The organism is Microbacterium sp. B35-04 (genome assembly GCF_010634885.1).
Classification (GTDB): domain Bacteria; phylum Actinomycetota; class Actinomycetes; order Actinomycetales; family Microbacteriaceae; genus Microbacterium.
Genome location: NZ_MWLP01000021.1, coordinates 63,710 through 83,986 on the forward strand (window position 1 = coordinate 63,710; position 20,277 = coordinate 83,986).

General features: G+C 69.4%; 21 protein-coding genes. 6 read left to right on the forward strand and 15 right to left on the reverse strand.

Features of this window, described 5'->3' with window-relative positions; translation table 11 throughout:
* Nucleotides 1-133: 133 nt before the first annotated feature.
* Nucleotides 134-1,915: an MDR family MFS transporter gene (locus tag B1729_RS06250; RefSeq protein ID WP_163631359.1), complete on the forward strand. Its 1,782-nt coding sequence runs from the start codon at nt 134-136 to the stop codon at nt 1,913-1,915.
* Between the two features lie 11 nt (nt 1,916-1,926).
* Nucleotides 1,927-2,391, forward strand: coding sequence for a MarR family transcriptional regulator (locus B1729_RS06255; RefSeq protein ID WP_163631361.1), 465 nt, complete (start codon nt 1,927-1,929; stop codon nt 2,389-2,391).
* A gap of 40 nt (nt 2,392-2,431) precedes the next feature.
* On the opposite strand, the gene B1729_RS06260 is transcribed toward B1729_RS06255, so the two are convergent.
* From B1729_RS06260 to B1729_RS06305, 10 genes are all read right to left on the reverse strand, one after another.
* Entirely contained in the window at nt 2,432-3,034 is a 603-nt protein-coding gene (locus B1729_RS06260) for a TetR/AcrR family transcriptional regulator (protein WP_163631363.1), read from the reverse strand.
* Between the two features lie 109 nt (nt 3,035-3,143).
* Nucleotides 3,144-4,055, reverse strand: coding sequence for a sugar phosphate isomerase/epimerase (locus B1729_RS06265; protein WP_163631365.1), 912 nt, complete (start codon nt 4,053-4,055; stop codon nt 3,144-3,146).
* Nucleotides 4,056-4,200: 145 nt separating this feature from the next.
* Nucleotides 4,201-4,497 carry a Dabb family protein gene (locus B1729_RS06270; protein ID WP_163619927.1) on the reverse strand — a complete coding sequence of 99 codons (297 nt, stop codon included), beginning with the start codon at nt 4,495-4,497 and terminating at the stop codon, nt 4,201-4,203.
* 72 nt (nt 4,498-4,569) lie between these two features.
* The gene (locus B1729_RS06275; RefSeq protein WP_163619929.1) at nt 4,570-5,577 is read right to left on the reverse strand and encodes a sugar phosphate isomerase/epimerase; all 1,008 of its coding nucleotides are present in this window, start codon (nt 5,575-5,577) and stop codon (nt 4,570-4,572) included.
* A 26-nt stretch (nt 5,578-5,603) separates the two neighbouring features.
* Nucleotides 5,604-6,464 carry a sugar phosphate isomerase/epimerase gene (locus B1729_RS06280; RefSeq protein WP_163619930.1) on the reverse strand — a complete coding sequence of 287 codons (861 nt, stop codon included), beginning with the start codon at nt 6,462-6,464 and terminating at the stop codon, nt 5,604-5,606.
* A gap of 123 nt (nt 6,465-6,587) precedes the next feature.
* A complete protein-coding gene (locus B1729_RS06285; RefSeq protein WP_163631367.1) occupies nt 6,588-7,796 on the reverse strand; it encodes a substrate-binding domain-containing protein in 1,209 nt (402 codons plus the stop codon).
* A 2-nt stretch (nt 7,797-7,798) separates the two neighbouring features.
* Nucleotides 7,799-8,881, reverse strand: coding sequence for an ABC transporter permease (locus tag B1729_RS06290; protein WP_163631369.1), 1,083 nt, complete (start codon nt 8,879-8,881; stop codon nt 7,799-7,801).
* Nucleotides 8,878-9,993, reverse strand: coding sequence for an ABC transporter permease (locus B1729_RS06295; RefSeq protein ID WP_163631371.1), 1,116 nt, complete (start codon nt 9,991-9,993; stop codon nt 8,878-8,880). Before B1729_RS06295 ends, B1729_RS06290 begins: the two co-directional genes overlap by 4 nt.
* On the reverse strand, nt 9,990-11,567 hold the full coding sequence (locus tag B1729_RS06300) for a sugar ABC transporter ATP-binding protein (protein WP_239539450.1): 1,578 nt from the start codon (nt 11,565-11,567) through the stop codon (nt 9,990-9,992). The genes B1729_RS06295 and B1729_RS06300 overlap by 4 nt, the downstream gene beginning before the upstream one ends.
* A complete protein-coding gene (locus B1729_RS06305) occupies nt 11,564-12,670 on the reverse strand; it encodes a Gfo/Idh/MocA family oxidoreductase (protein ID WP_163619938.1) in 1,107 nt (368 codons plus the stop codon). The genes B1729_RS06300 and B1729_RS06305 overlap by 4 nt, the downstream gene beginning before the upstream one ends.
* A gap of 113 nt (nt 12,671-12,783) precedes the next feature.
* Between B1729_RS06305 and B1729_RS06310 the strand changes: the two genes are divergently transcribed.
* Both B1729_RS06310 and B1729_RS06315 read left to right on the forward strand, forming a co-directional pair.
* Entirely contained in the window at nt 12,784-13,977 is a 1,194-nt protein-coding gene (locus tag B1729_RS06310) for an ROK family transcriptional regulator (RefSeq protein WP_163619940.1), read from the forward strand.
* Nucleotides 13,978-14,226: 249 nt separating this feature from the next.
* A complete protein-coding gene (locus B1729_RS06315; RefSeq protein WP_163631373.1) occupies nt 14,227-15,252 on the forward strand; it encodes an NADP-dependent oxidoreductase in 1,026 nt (341 codons plus the stop codon).
* A 137-nt stretch (nt 15,253-15,389) separates the two neighbouring features.
* Here the strand turns inward: B1729_RS06315 and B1729_RS06320 are convergent, their stop codons facing one another.
* Entirely contained in the window at nt 15,390-16,280 is an 891-nt protein-coding gene (locus B1729_RS06320; protein WP_163631375.1) for a LysR family transcriptional regulator ArgP, read from the reverse strand.
* A 71-nt stretch (nt 16,281-16,351) separates the two neighbouring features.
* On the opposite strand from B1729_RS06320, the gene lysE reads away from it, so the two are divergent.
* Nucleotides 16,352-17,113: an L-lysine exporter gene (gene lysE / locus B1729_RS06325; protein ID WP_239539453.1), complete on the forward strand. Its 762-nt coding sequence runs from the start codon at nt 16,352-16,354 to the stop codon at nt 17,111-17,113.
* A 7-nt stretch (nt 17,114-17,120) separates the two neighbouring features.
* On the opposite strand, the gene B1729_RS06330 is transcribed toward lysE, so the two are convergent.
* Nucleotides 17,121-17,474 (reverse strand): DUF1801 domain-containing protein, encoded by a 354-nt coding sequence (locus B1729_RS06330; RefSeq protein ID WP_163619947.1) that lies wholly within the window; start codon nt 17,472-17,474, stop codon nt 17,121-17,123.
* Between the two features lie 59 nt (nt 17,475-17,533).
* On the opposite strand from B1729_RS06330, the gene B1729_RS06335 reads away from it, so the two are divergent.
* Nucleotides 17,534-17,809 carry an acylphosphatase gene (locus B1729_RS06335; RefSeq protein ID WP_163619949.1) on the forward strand — a complete coding sequence of 92 codons (276 nt, stop codon included), beginning with the start codon at nt 17,534-17,536 and terminating at the stop codon, nt 17,807-17,809.
* Between the two features lie 30 nt (nt 17,810-17,839).
* Here the strand turns inward: B1729_RS06335 and B1729_RS06340 are convergent, their stop codons facing one another.
* The 3 genes from B1729_RS06340 to B1729_RS06350 form a co-directional block, all read right to left on the reverse strand.
* Nucleotides 17,840-18,655, reverse strand: coding sequence for an amino acid ABC transporter ATP-binding protein (locus B1729_RS06340; protein ID WP_163631379.1), 816 nt, complete (start codon nt 18,653-18,655; stop codon nt 17,840-17,842).
* On the reverse strand, nt 18,642-19,313 hold the full coding sequence (locus B1729_RS06345) for an amino acid ABC transporter permease (protein WP_163619953.1): 672 nt from the start codon (nt 19,311-19,313) through the stop codon (nt 18,642-18,644). The genes B1729_RS06340 and B1729_RS06345 overlap by 14 nt, the downstream gene beginning before the upstream one ends.
* Nucleotides 19,314-19,385: 72 nt before the next feature.
* A complete protein-coding gene (locus B1729_RS06350; RefSeq protein ID WP_163631381.1) occupies nt 19,386-20,186 on the reverse strand; it encodes an amino acid ABC transporter substrate-binding protein in 801 nt (266 codons plus the stop codon).
* Between the last annotated feature and the right edge of the window lie 91 nt (nt 20,187-20,277).

The following is a 20,277-nucleotide window of genomic DNA, read 5'->3' on the forward strand; positions in this document are numbered from 1 at the left end:
CTCGCGCACCGATAGTTGACGCACGTCAACCATCGGCGTATAGTTGACCCATATCAACTGTTGACCTACGTCAACCACTCTTGCGCCGCCGTCGCCGCACATCCTCGAATCAACACCAGCGAGAAGGATTCCTATGGCTACGTCCACCCCCGCGACCGGGCCGGTTGCCACTGCCTCCGCCGGCAGCACGGACCCCGCCGCCGGCAGCACGAATGCCGACGAGAAGCGCCATCACCGCCAGGTGCTGCAGGCGCTCACCGGTCTGCTGCTCGGCATGTTCGTGTCGATGCTCGCGTCGACCGTCGTCTCGACCTCGCTGCCCGTCATCGTCCACGACCTGGGCGGCGACCAGGCGGCGTTCACCTGGGTCGTCACCGCGACCCTGCTGACCACGGCCATCTCGACACCCGTCTGGGGCAAGCTCGCCGACCTCTTCAACCGCAAGCTGCTGATCCAGATCGCCATCGTGATCTTCGTGCTGGCCACCGCCGCCGCGGGCTTCTCGCAGGACCCCGGCACGCTCATCGCCTTCCGCGCCGTGCAGGGCATCGGCGCCGGCGGTCTCGCCGCGCTCAGCCAGGTCATCATGGCCGACATCATCAGCCCGCGCGAGCGCGGCCGATACATGGGCCTGTTCGGAGCGGTGATGGCCGTCGCCACCGTCGGCGGCCCGCTCCTCGGCGGCCTCATCACCGACACCATCGACTGGCGCTGGAACTTTTTCATCGCACTGCCGTTCGCCGTCGCCGCGCTCGTCATGATGCAGCGCACGCTGCACCTGCCGTCGCGTCCGAAGGTGAAGGCGCGCATCGACTACTTCGGCATCGTGCTGCTCTCGACCGCCGTGTCGCTGCTGCTCATCTGGGTCACCAACGCCGGCAAGGACTACGACTGGTGGAGCATCGAGACGATCCTCATGGTCGGCGGGGCACTCCTCGCCGCCGTGGTGTTCGTGATCGTCGAGCTGCGCTCCAAGGAGCCGCTGATCCCCCTGACGATGTTCCGCAATCGCACGTTCACGCTCGCGGTCATCGCATCGATCTCGATCGGCATCGCGATGTTCGGCACCTCGGTGTTCCTCAGCCAGTACATGCAGCTCGCCCGCGGCGCCACGCCGACCGAGGCCGGTCTGATGACCATCCCGATGATCGGCGGACTGCTGCTGGCGTCGATCGTGATCGGCGGCCTCGTCACCAAGCACGGCCACTGGAAGCCGTACCTGATCGTCGGCGGCGTGCTGCTCATCGCCGGGTCGTTCCTGCTGTCCACGATCGAGTACGACACCAACTTCGTGCTGGTCTCGCTGTACATGTTCCTGCTCGGCGCGGGCGTCGGCATGACGATGCAGAACCTCGTGCTCATCGTGCAGAACACCGCCAAGCCGAGCGAGATCGGCGTCGCGAGCTCGGGTGTCACGTTCTTCCGCAGCCTGGGCGGCACGATCGGCGTCTCGGTGATGGGAGCCGCATTGGCGACATCCGCCACCGACCTGTTCGCGCAGCGCACGGACGAGATCGGCGCGGCCATCATGACGCTCGGAGAGAAGGGCGCCGCCATCGCTGCGCAGCTCCAGTCGGGCACCATCCCGCAGGTGTCGGCGCTGCCCGAGGCGATCCGCGTGATCGTCGAGGACATCTACGCCCAGTCCATCGCCCACTCGTTCCTGATCGCCGTGCCGCTCGCAGTGATCAGCCTGATCGCGATCATCTTCCTGCCGAACCAGCCGCTCACCCGCATGACGACGAGCGAGCGCGTGCAGGCCAGCGAGGCCGACCTCGCGACCGTCTCGGTCGCCGAGGGCATGGACGCACTGACCGCCACGGCGACGGTGAAGACCCAGGCCGAGTCCTCCGCATCCGCTACGCCCGAGCAGGCGAGCCACGCGGCCGACGAGGCCCGGTCCACCCGGCGCTAGTGTCGAACACGATGACCTCCCCCGACACTCGAGCGGCGCGCACCGAAGCGGTGCGCGCCCTCGAGGCGGAGTTCGGCGAGCTGATCAACCGCTTCCGGCGGATCATCACCGAGAATGCGAACCGCGTGAGCCCGGGCATGCTGCCCGGCGCCTACAAGGTGTTCACCACGATCGTGCGCCGCGAGGGCATCACCCTCTCGGCGCTGGCGGAGGCGCTGACGGCCGACAAGGGCCAGATCAGCCGGACGGTGCGAGAGCTCGAGCAGCTCGGCCTTATCGAGCGCACCCCCGACCCCGATGACGGCCGGTCGAGCCTGCTCTCCCCCACCCGGTTCGGACTGGAGCGCCTCGCCGAAGCGCGCGCGCCGCAGGAGAGCCTGCTCGTCGATGCCCTCGAGGAGTGGCCGGTCGACGACATCCTGAATCTCACGCGCTTGCTGCACGCCCTCACCCTGGGCGAGCGCCCGGCCTCCTGAACCGGCTCGCCACCGATGTCCGCACCGGGTGCGGTCGACCCTAGGGCGCCGTCATGACGACGCCGACGAGCGACAGCAGTCGCTCGACCGCCCGCGCCTCGTACTCGGGGAGCGCCTCGTGCGGGCGGAAGAGCACGAGCTGCTTCAGTCCCTCCATCGCCGCCAGCAGCAGGGCGACCGCGCCGTCCACGTCGTGGCAGGCGATCTCGCCGGCGCCGACGGCTCGGTGCACGAGCCCGAGGAACAGCCGCTCGGTCTCGTCGAGGAACGCCGCCCAGCTTGCTCGCACGTCGGAGTCGACGATCGACTGCGCGACCACCTCTGTCGTGAAGACGCGGTTGCCCGCATCGAACAGACAGCTGTGCACCGAGAAGGCGACCGCCGCACGCAGCTGCTCGAGCGGCGTCGAGGCCGACTCTCGGACGGCCGTCATGTCAGCGCGCCACCGGGCGTAGTAGGCGCGGCATGCCGCGAGGATGACGTCCTTCTTCGACGAGTAGTGCCAGTAGAGACTTCCCTTGGTCACCCCGGCGGCCGCCGCGATGTCGTCCATGCTCACGCGGTCGATGCTGTGCACCGAGAACAGGTCCAGGGCGGCGACGGCGAGCTCCTCGGGCTTCGCGAGGCCTGCGGCGGGGGTCATGTGCTCACCCTACCCACCCATACCGGCCGGTACAGCTACCGCAGCCCGTCACGACCGGGGCGGATGCCGGCGGCCAGGCGTGTGCGCCGGCGCCGGGCATCCCGCACCGTCACACCAGTGCGGCAGGCGACGCGAGCAACGGCACGCGCTCGGTGAAGCCCACGTGGGCGATCTCCCGGCGCAGCCACGCGAGCGAGTCGGCGAGCATCGGGCCTCCCTGCCCCTCGCACTCGATGCTCAGGACGCCGTCGAACCCCCGATCGGCGAGCTGCCGCAGGATCACGCGGATGTTGTCGGCATTGACCCCGTCACCGGCGGCGACGTGGCTGATGGCGATGCCGGTCGCCCCGCCGCGCACGGCGGCGGCCAGCGACTCCGAGACGTCCTTGATGTGAACGTGGTGGATCTTGTCGAGGAAGCGGCCGGCGAACTCGACCGGGTCGTTGCCGGCGATGAACGTGTTGCCGGTGTCGAGGTTGAGTCGCAGCCACGGGCTGTCGCCGCAGAAGTCGAGCATCTCGCCAAGCGATTCGGCCCTCGTGGTGAAGTAGCCGTGCACCTCGATGGTGACGGTCACCTCATGAGCCTCTGCCACGCGGATGATCTCGCCGTAACTGCGCTTCATGAGGTCGAGCGCTTCGCGGTCCGTGAGCCCTTCGGGCTTGTGGAGCCCGTCGGTGGTCGCAACACGGGGACACCCCGCGAGCGACGCCCACGAGATCGCCTTCTGGACGTACGGGACACCGACGCTCATGCCGTCGAGGCCCGACAGTGGATATGCCGCATCGATCTGCGAGAACTCGACGCCGTAGCCCTCCATCTTGCGGCGCAGCAGCACAGGGTCCTCCAGCAGCGAGATGTGGGGGAAGTACCCGAGGCCATGGATCCAGCACGCCCCCTCGATCACCCCCGGCTCGATGTAGTGCACATCGTTCTCCTGCGCCCACACGAGCGCCTGCTCGAAGGACTTGTGGCTGGAGTTGAAGGCATCCGTGTGGAAGCCGATCCCGATCTCGGGCATGGGAACCTCTCTCTGGCAACGTTGCCGACACGAGGCGCAGACCGGTCAGTATGGTCTGTGCACAAGCAGGCGAGCGTGATCCTGCGCCTGCTCGATGATTACCATACTGGCGAGTACTGCGATTCCTCGCAAGAGGACGGACGGTTCAGATCCGGATGAAGTCGTACTCCTGGAACGCCTCGACCTCCGGCACCCACCGGTTCTCGACGAAGTCGACGTGCGACGGATGCGTGTTGTAGGCGTCGTAGGCGTCCTGGTCGGCGAACACCATCGTGAACTGATGGGTGAGCTCGCTCTTCGGGCTCACCTGGCGGTTCACGGCGAACTCGGTGACGCCGGGGATGGCGGTCAGCGTGCGCCGGCCGGTTTCCACGAACTCCCGCTCCTCCTCGGACCCGGGCGCGTGGACCAGCCGGAAGACGACGGTGTGCTCGATGGACATGTACTCCCCTGTGTGGCTGAGGACCTGTGTGGCTGAGGACCTGTGTGGTTGAGGACCTGTGTGGCTGAGAATCTATTGGTTCGAGAAGGCGGCATCGAACGAGGCGTCCGGCGCCTTCCACAGCAGCGACCGCACGAACTCGACCGCCTGCGCGGCCCCGTGCAGTCGGTCCATGCCGGCGTCCTCCCATTCGATCGAGATGGGGCCGGTGTAGCCGATCGCATCGAGCGCGCGGAACGAATCCTCCCACGGCACATCGCCGTGCCCGGTCGAGACGAAGTCCCAGCCGCGTCGCGGGTCGCCCCAGGGCAGATGCGAGCCGAGCACGCCCGCACGGCCGTTGCGCGGCCGCATCCGCGTGTCTTTGCAGTCCACGTGATAGATGCGGTCCTGGAAGTCCCAGATGAACCCCACGGGATCGATGTTCTGCCACATCATGTGCGACGGGTCCCAGTTGAAGCCGAACGCCTCGCGGTGCCCGATCGCCTCGAGGGCGCGCACCGAGCTCCAGTAGTCGTAGGCGATCTCGCCGGGGTGCACCTCGTGCGCGAAGCGCACGCCCTCCGCGTCGAAGACGTCCAGGATCGGGTTCCAGCGGGCTGCGAAATCCTCGAAGCCGCGCTCGATCACGTCCGCCGGCACCGGCGGGAACATGGCGAGGTACGGCCAGATCGACGACCCGGTGAACCCGACCACCACGTCGATCCCGAGTTTGCGCGCCACCCGCGCGGCGCGCTTCATGTCGTCGGCGGCTCGCTGTCGCACGCCCTCGGCATCGCCGTCGCCCCACACGTAGTCGCGCAGGATCGCCTGATGGCGGAAGTCGATCGGGGCATCGCACACCGCCTGACCTGCCAAGTGGTTCGAGATGGCAAAGGCCCTGAGACCGTACCGGTCGAGGATCTCCCGCCGCGAGGCGACGTACGCGTCATCCTCGTCGGCGCGCTTCAGATCCAGATGATCGCCGGATGCCGCGATCTCGAGCCCGTCGTACCCCCACGACGCCGCGAGCCGCGCCACCTCCTCGAACGGCAGGTCGGCCCATTGCCCGGTGAACAGGGTGACGGGGTGCTCGGCCATGGACTCCTCCTCGAGTCGTGCGACGGTCAGTGCTGCTGTGCCTGGAGCGCCGTGAGGTACCTGAGCGACCGCTCCGCCAGGTCGTCCTGACTCGACGCGAGCGGGCGCCAGACCGACGCGGCCACGGCGATCGTGGCGTTCTCGCCCGTGAAGCTCTCCAGCCCCAGGATGCCTTCATACCCGGCTTCGTCCAGCGCCGCCAGCGTCCCCGGCCAATCGGTGTGGTCATCGCCCACCGGTCCGCGATCGCTCCCGCACACCTGCACGTGTGCGATGCGGCCGGCGGCCGACCGGATGGCAGCCTCCGGGCGCTTCTCCTCGATGTTGAGGTGGTATGTGTCGAGCGCCAGTCCGAGTCCGCTGCCGAGCAGCGGCGCCAGCGCGTCGAGCCCTTGCTCGACGGTGTTGATCACGCTCGTCTCATAGCGGTTCAACGGCTCGACGGCGAGCGCGAGCCCAGCCGCTGCGGCCTCTTCCACCAGCGGCTCGATGTTGCGCCGCAGCTGGGCGACCACCTCGGTGCGCTCGTCGCCGGTCATGCGCCAGGTCACGCCCGTCGGGGCATAGAAGGGACCGGCGACGACGGATGCCCCCACCCGGCGCGCTGCGGCGAGGCAGGTGCGCAGGTAGGCCTGAGTGGCTGCGACGTTGCCCGCGCGATCCACGAGCGAGCGGCCGGGTCCCATCGCGCCGATCACGACGGGCCGCAGCTGCAGCGACTCGAGCAGATCACCGGTGCGGCCGGCATCCCAGTCCCCCGCGTTCTCGAGCGGGAGCTCGATCGCCCCGAAGCCCATGCGCGCGATCTTCGGCGCGAGCTCGGCCAGGGTCTCATCGGTCAGTGGCGAGGTCCACACCCACGTGTTGACGCCGATCGTGCGGTGCATACTCTCCTCTTCGTTTATTCGGTGGGCAGCGAGACCGTGTCCCACTTCCTGTCGTTCCGACGACCCGGAAAGCGGTGTCATCGGGACATGATCGGCAGGAAGTGGGACACGGAGACCCGCGGGTTACGGGATCTGGCGCTCCTGCCAGACGTCGGGGTAGCCCGGCAGGTTCTCGCCGCCGAACTTGGCGTAGTGACCGTCGGGCATGCCGTCGTTCGCCTCGAGCCACTCATCGAGCTCGCCGGCCTCGATCGGCACCTGCGGGAGCACCCACTCCTTCGGGACCTCCTCGCCGGCGAAGATCTTCTGCGCCGCCAGGAGCGGCGTGCGCCACTGGAAGTTCGAGTACACCGGTGCAAGACCGGTCAGCTCCGTCTCCTTCCACTTGCGCAGGAAGCTCATCTCGTCCTCACCGGTCATGACCGGGTAGTCCACGCCGGCGTCCTCGAACGCCTCGATGGCCGCGACGGCGCCGTCACCGGCATCCATCCAGATGCCGTGCACGTCGCCCTTGGCGAGCTCGTCGCTGATGATGCTCTTGATCTCGGCGGGGTCCGCACCGGTGAAGTAGTCCACCGCCTCGATCCCGGCCTCGTCGAACAGCTTCTCGGCCGCCGCCCAGCGGTGCTCGAGCACGTCGACGCCCGACAGGATCCTCAACGCGACGACCTTGTCACCCTCCTCGAGGTTGTCGATGAGGAACTCGGCCGTGTCGATGCCCCACGCGAAACCGCCGATGGGGTGGATGAACGTCACCGCGCAGTCGGTCTCGACACCACGGTCGAACACGACGACGGGCTTGCCCGTCTCACACGCGCGCTCGACGGCAGGGGTCATCGCCGCCGTGCTGTTCGGCGAGATGAGGAAGATGTCGCAGTTGCCCTCCGAGATGAAGTAGTCGATGTCGGCGATCTGCGTGTCATCGGAGTCCTGCGCGTCGCGGGTCTCCATCTCGCTAATGACGCCGGCCTCCTGCAGCACCTCCAGCTGCTGGTTCATGGTGATCCAGCCGGTCTGGCGCCACGGGTTCGAGATCGACGCGTTGGCGAAGCAGGCCTTCTTCGGCCCGGTGCTCGCGTACTGCGACGTGTCGACCATCTCGGCGTCGATGTGCTGCAGGTAGGGCTCGTCCTCCGGCCCTTCGGGCACGACTTCGCGCTGTGCCATCTGGGTGTCGAACAACTCCTGGTCGAACCATTCGTTCTCTGCGGGGTCGGATGCCTCCTCCGAGGATTCCGGGGCCACCACGTTCGGGTCGGTCGTACAGCCGGCCAGGGCGATGAGGCCGACGAGCGCCACCGATGTGGTGGCGATCTTCAGTGATCGTCGCATTTCTAGTCTCCTCTGGTTTCTGCGACACCCTCAGCGGCGAGGGCAGGTGATGCGGACGTTCGAGCCGCCGCGCCATCGGGCGCATCGGGCTCCTTCCCCTGGTCGGGAGAAGCGGGTGGGGTCGCGGGGCGGCGGCGTGCGCGGAACGCGACGCCCGAGTACGCGACGGCGGCGATGATGATGACGCCTTGGACGGCATCGCGCAGTGTCGCCGGCACCCCGGCGATGTTCAGCAGCAGGAACAGCGCCTCCAGCACGAAGGCTCCGGCGACGGCGGCGACGATCCAGCCCCGACCGCCACCGAGCACCACCCCGCCGAGCACCACGGCGGTGATCGCGACGAACTCGTAGCCGCGCCCGACCGAGGGGTGGACGCCGGCGTAGCCGACCAGGAGGACGGCGGTGACCGTCGCCGACAGCGACGAGATCATGAACGCCTGCGTCGTCGCCCACCAGTCGCGCGCGCCGGAGTACCGCACCGTCCGGGCGTTGTCGCCGAGCGCGATGAGCACCTTGCCCAGCGGGCGCTTGGTGATCCAGATGCCCAGTGCGAGCCAGCCGGCGAGGATGAGCACCGACCACGGCAGGAAGTCGATGACGGGGATGTCGCGGACGCCGCCGCGCCCGATCTCGCGGAAGCTGTCGGCCGGGTTGCCCGTTGCCGCGCCGCCCGTCCACCACAGCACCAGTCCGAGGAGGGCGAGCATCATGCCGAGCGTCACGATGAACGACGGCACCTTGAGCAGCGTCGTGATGATGCCGTTGATGAAGCCGATGACCAGGCCGAAGACGATCATCAGCAGCAGCACCGGCACGGTGCGCGAGTCGTCCTGACCGACCACGTTGCCGGCGATGATCACCTGGGCCGTGATCAGCGATCCCTGCGACAGATCGAACTCCCCCGCGATGATGACGAAGTACTGGCCGATCGCGACGATGGCGATCGGGGCGACCCGCTGGACGAACCGCATCAACTGCCCGGGCTCGGCGAAGTTGGGGTTCAGGATCATGACGGCGACGAGCAGGACGACGAGCAGCAGGAACACCGCGCCGCGCGGGCTCAGCAGCGTGCGAACGAACTTCATCGCAGCTCACCTCCCGGAGTCGAATCGGGCGTATCGGAACCGGAGGGGTCCGTGTGCGCCTCTGCGGCGAGGTGCGCGGATGCCGCGGCCATAGCGGGTGCCGCGGCCTCGGCGGCGGCATCCCCTCCCGTTCTCGTGCCCCCGGGTCCGAAGCGCGTACGCCGGCGAACGATCGCCCGGCGGCTGTAGACGGCGACCGCGGCGACGATGACGATGCCGCGGACGACGTCCTTGAGGAACGGGTTGACCTGCATGACGCTCATCACGTTGTCGACCACCGCGAAGATCGCGACGCCGCCGATCGTCCCCCAGATCGACCCGCGGCCGCCCATGAGGAGCGTGCCGCCGAGCACGACCGCGGCGATCGAGAGAAGCGCGTAGCCGCCCTGCTGCCCGACCGTCGGGCTGCCGACCCCGAGACGGCTCGCCAACAGCAGGCCCGCGAGTCCCGCGAACACCGAGCACAGCACGTGGGCGGCGATCAGCGGCGGCCGGGTGCGCAGGCCCGACAGGCGCGACACCTCGGGGTCGCCGCCGACGGCGAACAGATGCGCGCCGGTGCGGGTGCGATCCAGGAGGAACCACACGAGCACCGCGAGGGCGAGCATGATGATGGTCGAGACCGGAACCGGGCCGATCCCGGTGGCGCCGATCAGCTGGAACTGCGACGGCACCGAGCCGGCGCGTCCCTCGAAGCTGGTGTTGAGGACGCCCTGGAGGATGAGCCCCACGCCGAGCGTGGCAATGAACCCGTTGACCTTGAGCACCGTGACGATCAGGCCGTTGGCCAGGCCGATGCCGGCGCAGATCAGCAGGGTGAGCGCCACCGCCCAGGGGATGTTGGCCGGGTTGCCGTTCATGGTCGTGGCGCCGATGAGGCTCGCAAGGCTCACGACGTACGTGACCGACAGGTCGAGTGAGGCGCCCAGGATGACGAGCGTCTGCCCGATCGCCACGAGGCCCAGCACGCTCATTCCGGTGAGGATGTCGCGGATGTTGCCGGGGCTGAAGAAGCTGCGCCCGACGGTCGCGACGAGGATCGCGCCCACGATGATGACGACGACGAGGATGCCGAGGACGATGACCGTCTGGTCGACCCGGACGCGCTTCATCGCGCACCTCCTTCCGTCTCGATGCGCGGATCGGCGATCACGTCGTCCGGCGTCTCCTGCGATCCGGTGGCCGCGGTGAGCACCTCGTGCTCGGCCGAGCCGGCGGGAAGCTCGGCGACGAGCTCACCGTCGCGCATGACGAGGATGCGGTCGCTCATGCCGATGATCTCGGGCAGCTCGCTCGACACCATGAGCACGGCCTTGCCCTCGGCGGCGAGCGTGCGCATCAGCTCGTAGACGGCGACCTTCGCTCCGACGTCGATGCCGCGCGTGGGCTCGTCGAACAGCACGACCTGCGGGTCGGTCACGAGCCACTTCGCGAGCACGACCTTCTGCTGGTTGCCGCCTGAGAGGAAGCGCACCTCCTGGTCGAGTCCGCGGGACGACACCTCGAGAGAGCTCAGGATGCCGGGCACGGACTTGCGCGCCGCTCCGGTGCGCCGCGTGAAGACGCTGCGCACGACCAGCAGTGCGTTGTCGAGCACGGACTGCGACAGCGCGAGGCCCTGCGCCTTGCGGTCTTCGGTGACGAGAGCGAGGCCCGCCTTGACCGCCGCACGGGCGCTCTTCAGCCGCAGAGATCGGTCATCCAGGATCATGCTGCCCCGCGTGAAGGTGTCGACGCCGAAGATGCCCTCGACGAGCTCGGTGCGACCCGAACCCTGCAGGCCCGCCACGCCGACGATCTCGCCGCTGCGCAGCACCAAGCTGACGCCGTCCACGTAGGCGTTGCCGCACCCGCGCAGCTCCAGCCGCGGGGCTCCGACGCCAGTGCCCTCGACCGCGCCGGGGAAGTAGGACTGGATGGGGCGGCCGACCATGCGTCGCACCAGCTCCGCGCTCGTGAGGTCGGCGGCGTCATCCGTCGACACCAGCGCGCCGTCCTTCAGGATCGTGATCCGGTCGCAGAGGTCGAAGATCTCTTTGAGGCGGTGCGAGACGTAGACCACGGCCACGCCGCGCGCCGTCAGTCGTCGGATGATCGCGTACAGCAGCTCGACCTCGTGGTCGCTGAGCGCCGCCGTCGGCTCGTCCATCGAGATGACGCGGGCGTCGAACGACAGCGCCTTCACGATCTCGACGATCTGCTGCTCGGCGACGGTGAGGGAGCCCACGCGCGCGGCCGGGTCGATGAACGTGACGCCGAGGTCCTCGAGCAGGGCGCCGGTGCGACGCACCATCGCCTTCTTGTCGATGAAGCCCGCCCGGCGCGGCTCGCGACCGAGGAACACGTTCTGGGCGACGGTGCGCTCGGGCAGCAGGTTGAACTCCTGGAACACCGTCACGAGTCCGGCGTCCATCGCCTGGCGGGGGTGCGTGTAGGCGACCTCACGGCCCTCGAACTCCACCGTGCCGGCGTCGGCCTGATGCACGCCCGCGATGATCTTCATGAAGGTCGACTTGCCGGCGCCGTTCTCGCCGACGAGGCCGTGCACCTCACCTCGACGGACATCCATGTCGATGCCGGTCAGCACGGGCACGCCGAAGAAGCTCTTCGAGATCCCGCGCGCACGCAGCACGACGTCGGTCCCTCCCTGCGGCACCGGGGTATCGGCGAGCATGGTCTCGCTCATGAGGTCACCTCGATCCAAGACTGTGAATGGGCCGCCTCGAGGACGGCGTCGGTCAGCACGGCGGCACGCAGACCGTCGGCGAAGGTGGGGAGACCGTCCGGCGCCTGGCCGGCGATCGCGCTGTACACGTCGGCGACGAAGCCGTCGAAGGCGTCCTGGTACCCCATGGGATGCCCCGCGGGCACGCGCTGGAGCCGCGCAGCGTCGGGGTCGGCGGTGGCGGGGTCGCGCAGCATGAGGCGGGAGCCCTTGCGTGCGCCGATCCACAGCTCCTCCGGTCGCTCCTGATCGAAGCGGAGACTGCGACGGCTGCCGTGCAGCTCGATGACGAGCGCATTCTTGCGCCCCGGCGCCATCTGCGAGACGAGCAGGGTGCCGAGGGCACCGGATTCGGTCTCGATGAGGAGGGCGGCGATGTCCTCGTTGGCCACGCTCCGGCCGGCCCGCTCGTCGAACATCCGGCGCGTCCGCGCGGCGAGGCGCACGATGCGCTCGCCGGCGACGAACTCGACCAGGTCGCACAGGTGCGAGCCGATGTCGGCGAACGCGCGCGACGGACCGCCGGTCGCGGCATCCGCCCGCCAGTCGTCGTCGTTCTGCCGCAGCATCCAGTCCTGCAGGTACGAGCCGTCGAGCGTCAGCAGCGTGCCGATCCGCCCCGAGGCGACGCGCGCGCGAGCCTCACGCACCATCGGGTGGTAGCGGTACACGAACGGCACCGCCGCCACGACTCCGGCATCCTCCGCGGCGCGTGCGAGCGCCCGTGCGTCGGCGACGGTGGTCGCGAGGGGCTTCTCGCACACGACGTGCTTTCCCGCCGCGAGTGCTGCTGCCGCCAGGGGCGCGTGCGTGGCGTTGGGCGTGCAGATGTGCACGACGTCGACATCGGATGCTGCGAAGACCCCGGCCGCGTCGTCTTCGACCCGCGCGACGCCGAGCTCTCGGGCCACCGCCTCGGCGCGGCCCCGGCTCGAGGACGCGACGACTGTGAGCTGCGCACCCGCCCGCCGCGCGGCGGCGGCGTGAACGCGCCCCATGAATCCGCCGCCCACGAGCCCCGTGCGCACTGTGTCGACACCGATGTCGATGACTTCCGTAGTCATGCGGCGATCATGTCACGGGGACGTCGACTTTTGCTAGCACTTCGACAAAAGTGATCAGGTCGTGATGTTAAGTCACTGGCGCTCGCACCAGAAGCGTGTGCTTTACTGTCGCCATGGTCGACGCAGTACGCGGCAGCGGAGCCGCCGGCGGCAACGGCGCGGGCGAGATCTTCCAGATCCTCCGCGACGGCCGTGCGCGCACGAAGGCCGAGCTCGCGACACTCACCGGCCTCGCCCGCTCCACCGTTTCGAGCCGCGTCGACACCCTCCTGGCCGCCGGTCTGGTGCGGCCCGCAGGCGAAGCCGCCTCGACCGGAGGACGCCCGCCCGCCCGTGTCGCCTTCAACCCGATGGCGGGCATCGTGATCGCCGTGGACCTCGGCGCCACGCACGCCACGGTCGCACTCGCCGACCTCGCGGCGAACATCCTCACCACCAACACGCATCCGCTGGACATCGCCGACGGACCCGAGACCGTGCTCGACACGGTGATCGCCGAGGGCGCCGCGCTGCTCGAGGCACGCGGCATCGTCGCGTCGCAGGTGGTCGGCGTCGGGATCGGGGTCCCCGGCCCCGTCGAGCACTCCACGGGCCGCCCGACGAATCCGCCCATCATGCCCGGCTGGGACCGGTTCGATGTGCCGCACTACGTGCAGCGCACCTTCGACGTGCCGGTCCTCGTCGACAACGACGTGAACATCCTCGCCCTCGGCGAGCAGGCCCTCAGCTGGCCGGGGGTCGCCGACCTCATCTTCGTGAAAGTGTCGACCGGCATCGGCGCCGGCGTCATCTCGGGCGGTTCGCTGCAGCGCGGGGCCCAGGGTTCCGCAGGCGACATGGGGCACGTGCAGGTGCCCTACAGCCACGACTCCCCCCGGCCGCCGGGCGACCAGCGCGACCTGGAGGCGATCGCGAGCGGCACGGCGATCGCGGCCGACCTGCGCGCTCAGGGCATCGACGCCGCCGGAAGCTCAGACGTCGTGGCGCTCGTGCGGGCCGGCCACCCGGCGGCGATCACGGCGACACGACAGGCGGGTCGCGAGGTCGGCGAGGTCCTCGCCACGGTCGTCAACATGCTCAACCCCTCGGTGATCGTCATCGGCGGCAGCGTGGCCCGGGCGGGCGAGCACCTGCTCGCCGGCGCCCGCGAAGTCGTGTACCGGCGCTCCATTCCGCTGGCGACGCAGCATCTGGGCATCGTGCAGTCCCAGGCCGACGAGACCGCCGGCGTGCTCGGCGCGGCGATCATGGTGATGCAGCAGGTGCTCTCGCCCGAGGCCGTCGAGCGGCGGGCGCCGCGAGCCTGACACCGGCGCGCCGGCGAGCCGGCGGAGGACGGATGCCGCGTCCCGGGTCGGCGCGCGGCCAACAACGCTCGTCCGGGTGCGCGTCCGGGAGCGCGTCCGGCGGCGCGTCCTCGCGCGTGGGGTGTCGGTCGATGCGTTCGCGGCACGGTAGCACCGGCGTAACACGGGCGAGACGAACGCAGGGTTGACTGGGCTTCACCGGGTCACGTTCTGGTGCCGATGACGGCACGCCCGCGGAAGGAGTGCGTCATGAGGATCCGACCGCTGCGATCGACACCCGATGCGCCGCTCGCGCCGGTGGCTGAGCCGCCCGCCGCGATGCGGGCGGTGGTCGTGGATGGCCCGGGCGAGCCGGACGCGCTGCGCGCGGCATCCGTTCCCGTCCCCTCCCCCGTGCTCAGTGAACTGCTGGTGCGGGTGGTCGCCGCGGGGGTCAACCCGATCGACGCCAAGACGCGCGCCGGAGCGGGCGTGTCAGGCGCGATCGACGCCTACCCGGCGACGCCGGGCTACGACTTCAGCGGCATCGTGGTGAAGAGCCCGTACGAGTCGCACCCCTTCCCGCCCGGCACCGAGGTGTTCGGCATGGCGTCTTTCCCGCGTACGGGCGGCACGTACGCCGAGTACGTCGTGGCGCCGTCGCTGTCGGTCGCGCGCAAGCCCGCGGCCCTCTCGCACGTCGAGGCGGCAGGTGTGCCGCTCGCCGCGCTCACCGCCTGGGGGCTGGTCGTCGAGACCGCGCACGCGCACGAGGGCCAGCGGATGCTGATCCACGCCGGCGGCGGCGGCGTGGGCCACTTCGCCGTGCAGTTCGCCGCCTACTTCGGCGCCCACGTCACGGTCACCGCATCGGCGCGCAACGCCCCCTGGCTTCGCGAGCTCGGAGCCTCGGTCGTCATCGACTACACGACGACGAGGTTCGAAGAGGTGGTCGGCGAGGTGGATGTCGTCATCGACCTGGTCGGCAACGTCGGCGGCGACACCGGCACCCGCTCGCTGAGCGTGCTGCGACCCGGCGGGCTGTACGTGCTCGTGCCGACCGGCTCGTGGCCGGGCTACGCCGACGCCGCGGTCGACGCGGGGGTGCGCGCCACGTCGTACAAGGTCATCCCCGACGGAGGGGCGCTGGCGACCATCGCCCGGCTGCTGGACTCCGGCTCGGTGCAGGTCTACATCGAGAGCGTCTTCGAGCTCGCCGAGGCGCCCGACGCGCACCGCGCGATCGAGACCGGCCACACCCGCGGCAAGGTCGTCCTCCGCGTCAGCGACGGCTGACCCCCCCGCCCCCTCACCCCTCGCCTCCTCGCCCCTCGCCGTCGTTCCGTTGGCCGTCGTCTCGCTGAATCGGTTCACTTGCGCTGGATGTACGTCAGAACGCCCGTTCGGCGTTCGTTCAGCGCAAGTGAACTGATTCAGGCGGGCGTGAGCACACGGCGGCCCTCCGCGACGATCGTCTCGGCGATCGCGTCGAGGAGCGGAGAGCGCAGGTTCCACTGCTGCCAGTGCAGCGCGACGTCCACGGGCGCGCCGCCGAGCAGCACGAGCTCGCCCCGGTGGAGCGCGTCGTGGGACTGGAAGCGCGGCAGCATGGCCCAGCCGAGTCCGAGCCGCACAGACGTGGCGAAGTCGTTGGAGGCCGGCACGTAGTGCCGCGGCGGGTGCGCAGGATCGACGCCCTGCTGTGCGAGCCACTCGTTCTGCAGGTCGTCGCGGCGATCTAAGTCCACGAGTGGCGCGTCCGCCAGCGCCGCCCGGCGATCGCCTCCCAACCACCGCTCGACGTATGACGGCGTGGCGACGGCCTCGTAGCGCATGGCGCCGAGCACCGAGGCGCGGCATCCTGCCACCGGCGCGGCGCGTGAGGTGACCGCGCCCATCACGGTTCCCGATTCGAGCAGTCCGGCGGTGAAGTCCTGGTCGTCGCGATGCAGATCGAAGACGACGGGATGCCGCTCCCCCAGCCGTGCGAGCGGCTCGAGGAACCACGTGGCCAGCGAGTCGGCGTTGACCGCGAGCGGCACGCTGGTGAGCGCGGTCTCGCCGTCATCCGCGCCGAGCTCGGCGAGCGCGTCGTGTTCGAGCAGCGCCAGCTGCCGGGCGAGGCGGATCACCGACATGCCCGCCTCCGTCGGCCGCACCGGCTTGGAGCGCACCAGCACGAGACGCCCGAGCTGCTCCTCGAGGGTCTTGATCCGCTGGCTCACCGCCGACGGTGTGACGTGCAGGCGCCGGGCGGCCGCGTCGAGCGTGCCCTCGTCGACGACGACGGCCAGGGTCTCGGCAAGTTCGAACGGAATGCGCATCTTCAGTCTGGCTAATGGTACTGAAGATCCATGAGCTGGACTACGGAAGCCCCGGCTCGTACCGTCGAAGGGTGCTCACCCCCGTTCTGTCCGGCCTCGGCCTCGGCTTCTCGCTCATCATCGCCATCGGCGCACAGAACCTGTTCGTGCTGCGCCAGGGCCTGCGCCGTGAGCACGTGCTCGCTGTGGCTGCGATCTGCGCGATCTCGGACGCGATCCTCATCGCCCTGGGCGTCTCGGGCATCGGCCTGGTGCTGGAGGCGGTGCCGTGGCTGGTCGACGTGGTCCGCTGGGCCGGCGCACTGTTCCTGGTGACGTACGGCGTGCTGGCCGCACGGCGCGCCTGGAAGCCCACCGGCGCCGGGCTCAGCGCGTCGGACGGGCCGGATGCCGGCACCGAGATCGATCCCGAGCCCGCGCTTCGCTCGGGAGCGCCGGCCACGGCTGCCTCCCCGGGCGCCGCCGGTGGCCCCGACGCACAACCGGTGCACGGCGCGAGCGTGGGGGCGACCTCGCGTCGAGCCACTCCCGCACGCACAGCCCTGCTCTCGGTGATCCTCACCGGCCTCGCGCTCACCTGGCTCAACCCGCACGTGTACCTCGACACGGTGTTCCTGCTCGGCACGGTCGCCAGCACGCACGGCGACGCGCGCTGGCTGTTCGCCGCCGGGGCGATCGCCGCGAGCCTGATCTGGTTCTTCGGCCTCGCCTTCGGCGCGCGACTGCTGAGCCGCTGGCTGTCGACTCCCCGCGCATGGCGGATCCTCGACGGGGTGATCGCCGTCGTGATGATCGCACTGGGCGTCTCGCTCGTGCTCCCGACCGCGGGCTGATCGGGGGTCAGGCCTCGATCTGCTCCTTGCGGGCGGTCACGAGGGTGCGCACGACCTCGTCGGGCAGCGGATGCTCCGGCTGATAGCGGATCGTCCCCTTGTCCAGCCCGATCCCGGGATGCTCCGCCAGCGCGTCGGCCACCGCCGTCACCGCCGCCGGGCTGAACGGGTAGACGCCGATGTGCTTCTTGGCGCGCATGACCGACACCAGCGGCTTGCCGCGGTACACCAGCGCCGGCATCCCGTATCCGAGTCCCTGTTCGGCGTCGGGCGCGACGTCGCGGGCGATCGCGTAGATCTGCTCGATCGATGGCCGGTCTGCCGGGTCGAGTTCTGCGAGGAGGTCGTCGACGGTTCCCATTCCGGCATCCTGTCATTCCCCTCTCGCTCGCGACACCCTGCGCGCGGCACGATGGAGGCATGAGACGCGTGCACGTGACGGTTCGCGGCGAAGTGCAGGGGGTGGGCTACCGCTACACGCTGCGCATGATCGCGCGCGACGCGGGGGTTGCCGGCTGGGTGCGCAATCGCGCCGACGGCTCGGTCGAGGCCGAGCTGGAGGGCACGCCCGGGCAGGTCGACGAGGTACTCGCCTGGATGGCCGAGGGCCCGCCCGGGTCGGTCGTCGAGAGCGCGACGGTGACGGATGCTGACCCCACCGCGGAGCGCGGCTTCGAGGTGCGGCCGACCCGCTGACACGCACCCGAGGCGCGCATCCGCACGGTTTCAGTCGTCGAGCGGGTGGAGGATGCGGTCGACGAAACGACGCGTGCGCTCCTCCTGCGGGTTGGTGAAGAGCTGCCTCGGGGCACCGCGCTCGACGACCACGCCGTGGTCGAAGAACAGCACCTCATCGGCGACCTGGCGCGCGAATCCGAGCTCGTGCGTCACGATCACCATCGTCCAGCCCTCGTCTGCCAGCTCCTTGAGCACGACCAGCACCTCGCCCACGAGTTCGGGATCCAGCGCACTGGTCGGCTCGTCGAAGAGCAGCAGCTGCGGCCGCAGAGCGAGCGCGCGGACGATTCCGACCCGCTGCTGCTGACCTCCCGACAGCTGGAACGGAAAGACGTCGCGCTTCTCCGTCAGCCCGACGCGCTCGAGGAGTGCCTCGGCCCTCGCGATCGCCTCGGCCTTGGGCACACGATGGGCGTGCACCGGCCCTTCGATCACGTTCTGCAGCACGGTGCGGTGCGGGAAGAGGTTGTGGTGCTGGAAGACCATCGCCGATCGGTCGCGCAGTGCCGCTCGGTCGGCCTTCGAGACTCGCGTCGAGAAGTCCAGCGAGGGGCCGCCGTCGAAGTTCACGACGCCCGCGTCAGGTGTCTCGAGGCCGTTGAGCGAGCGCAGGACGGTGGTCTTCCCCGACCCGCTCGGGCCGATGAGCACCACGACCTCGCCACGCCTCACGGAGAAGTCGACACCGTCGAGCACGCGATTCGAGCCGAAGCTCTTCGTGAGGCCGGTGACCTCCAGCAGAGGCCGATCGTCGGCCGGCGCCGGCGGCGCAAGCGGATCGGCCGGGAACTCAGTGGGCGACATATCGGTCGAGCCTCCTCTCCACGGCGCTCTGCCCGGTCGAGAGGATCAGGCAGAAGATCCAGTAGATGAACGCGGCCTCCAGATAGATCACCATGAACTCGAACGTGAACGCAGCGATCTGCTGCGCCTCACGAAACAGCTCCGAGACCAGGATCAGCGATGCCAGTGAGCTGTCCTTCACCAGGGAGATGAAGGTGTTCGACAGGGGTGGCACCGAGACGCGCGCCGCCTGCGGAAGCACGATGCGTGCGAGCGTGCGACCGTGCGAGAAGCCCACCGTGTGCCCGGCCTCCCACTGCCCTTTGGGCACCGACAGGATCGCGGCGCGGATCACCTCGGCCGCGTATCCCCCGACGTTGAGCGAGAAGGCGATGATCGCGGCCGGCCACGGATCGATGACGATGCCGACCGACGGCAGCCCGTAGAAGATCACGAAGAGCTGCACGAGCAGCGGCGTCCCACGGATCACCGAGATGTAGAACCTGGCGATGCTCGACACGACGGGGTTCGACGACAGCCGCATGAGCGCCACTGCGAGCGCCAGCACGAGTCCGATCGCGAACGAGGCCAGCGCGAGTGGGATCGTGCCCGTCAGACCTGCCCCCAACAGCGGCAGGAACGAGTCGACGACCAGCGTCCAGGTGTTCGCGTCATCCATGGACGATCCCCTCCCCGCAGTCGGCGTGCCGTCCGGGCCGCATCCGACGGCAGGCGGCTCACGCCGGATGGCCTACTGAGTGACGTCGGCCCCGAAGTACTTGTCGCTGATCTCTGCGAGCACGCCTTCCTCACGCAGCTCGGCGAGCGCCTCATCCACCGCGTCGACGAGTGCCGTCTTGTCCTTGGTGAAGGCGAACGCGTTGTGTGCGGGGTCGTCGGTCTCAGCCGCGATCTTGAGACCGGTCGGACCCTCACTCTTCTCGTAGTCGAGGAAGGTGAGGTTGTCGTTGATCGTCGCGTCGACGCGCCCCTGCTGCAGCAGAGCGACGGCCTGAGCCCACCCCTCGACGGCTTCGACGGTGGCGCCGCTCTCCTGGGCGAGCTCGTACCAGTTGCTCTGGAGCGACTGGGCCGTGGTCTTGCCTTCGAGGTCGGCGAAGCTGGTGATCGAGTCGTCGTCCTCGAGCACGACGATCACGCCGGGCGAGACGGTGTACGGCTCGCTGAACAGGTACTTCTCCTCGCGCTCGGGGTTGATCGACACCTGATTCGCGATGACGTCGAAGCGCCCGGCGTCGAGGCCCGCGAAGATCGCATCCCACTGCGTCTCCTGGAACTCGACCTCCAGCCCGAGCTTGTCGGCGACGGCCTCGGCGATCTCGACGTCGAAGCCGACGAGCTCACCCGACTCGTCGTGGAACGTGAACGGGCGGTAGGTGCCCTCGGTGGCAACCGTCAACGTGCCCTCGGTCACGAGGCCGAGGTCGTCGCCTTCTGAGGTCGAGGCGGGATCGGCGGAGCCGCCGCTGCACGCCGTGAGAGAAAGCGCGGCGGTGGCTGTGAGAACGAGGGCGGTGAGGCGACGCGACATGAGTGGTTCCTGGGGTCGTGGCGGCGGAAGGGTGATCCGCGGGGACGTTCCAGTACAACACGGCCTGCGGCGCCCTGGGCGGCCGTGTGAC

Coding starts and splice junctions, on each gene's coding strand:
- B1729_RS06250 (WP_163631359.1), top strand. CDS start 134: ATGGCTACGTCCACCCCCGCGACCGGGCCGGTTGCCACTGCCTCCGCC.
- B1729_RS06255 (WP_163631361.1), top strand. CDS start 1,927: ATGACCTCCCCCGACACTCGAGCGGCGCGCACCGAAGCGGTGCGCGCC.
- B1729_RS06260 (WP_163631363.1), bottom strand. CDS start 3,034: ATGACCCCCGCCGCAGGCCTCGCGAAGCCCGAGGAGCTCGCCGTCGCC.
- B1729_RS06265 (WP_163631365.1), bottom strand. CDS start 4,055: ATGCCCGAGATCGGGATCGGCTTCCACACGGATGCCTTCAACTCCAGC.
- B1729_RS06270 (WP_163619927.1), bottom strand. CDS start 4,497: ATGTCCATCGAGCACACCGTCGTCTTCCGGCTGGTCCACGCGCCCGGG.
- B1729_RS06275 (WP_163619929.1), bottom strand. CDS start 5,577: ATGGCCGAGCACCCCGTCACCCTGTTCACCGGGCAATGGGCCGACCTG.
- B1729_RS06280 (WP_163619930.1), bottom strand. CDS start 6,464: ATGCACCGCACGATCGGCGTCAACACGTGGGTGTGGACCTCGCCACTG.
- B1729_RS06285 (WP_163631367.1), bottom strand. CDS start 7,796: ATGCGACGATCACTGAAGATCGCCACCACATCGGTGGCGCTCGTCGGC.
- B1729_RS06290 (WP_163631369.1), bottom strand. CDS start 8,881: ATGAAGTTCGTTCGCACGCTGCTGAGCCCGCGCGGCGCGGTGTTCCTG.
- B1729_RS06295 (WP_163631371.1), bottom strand. CDS start 9,993: ATGAAGCGCGTCCGGGTCGACCAGACGGTCATCGTCCTCGGCATCCTC.
- B1729_RS06300 (WP_239539450.1), bottom strand. CDS start 11,567: ATGAGCGAGACCATGCTCGCCGATACCCCGGTGCCGCAGGGAGGGACC.
- B1729_RS06305 (WP_163619938.1), bottom strand. CDS start 12,670: ATGACTACGGAAGTCATCGACATCGGTGTCGACACAGTGCGCACGGGG.
- B1729_RS06310 (WP_163619940.1), top strand. CDS start 12,784: ATGGTCGACGCAGTACGCGGCAGCGGAGCCGCCGGCGGCAACGGCGCG.
- B1729_RS06315 (WP_163631373.1), top strand. CDS start 14,227: ATGAGGATCCGACCGCTGCGATCGACACCCGATGCGCCGCTCGCGCCG.
- B1729_RS06320 (WP_163631375.1), bottom strand. CDS start 16,280: ATGCGCATTCCGTTCGAACTTGCCGAGACCCTGGCCGTCGTCGTCGAC.
- B1729_RS06330 (WP_163619947.1), bottom strand. CDS start 17,474: ATGGGAACCGTCGACGACCTCCTCGCAGAACTCGACCCGGCAGACCGG.
- B1729_RS06335 (WP_163619949.1), top strand. CDS start 17,534: ATGAGACGCGTGCACGTGACGGTTCGCGGCGAAGTGCAGGGGGTGGGC.
- B1729_RS06340 (WP_163631379.1), bottom strand. CDS start 18,655: ATGTCGCCCACTGAGTTCCCGGCCGATCCGCTTGCGCCGCCGGCGCCG.
- B1729_RS06345 (WP_163619953.1), bottom strand. CDS start 19,313: ATGGATGACGCGAACACCTGGACGCTGGTCGTCGACTCGTTCCTGCCG.
- B1729_RS06350 (WP_163631381.1), bottom strand. CDS start 20,186: ATGTCGCGTCGCCTCACCGCCCTCGTTCTCACAGCCACCGCCGCGCTT.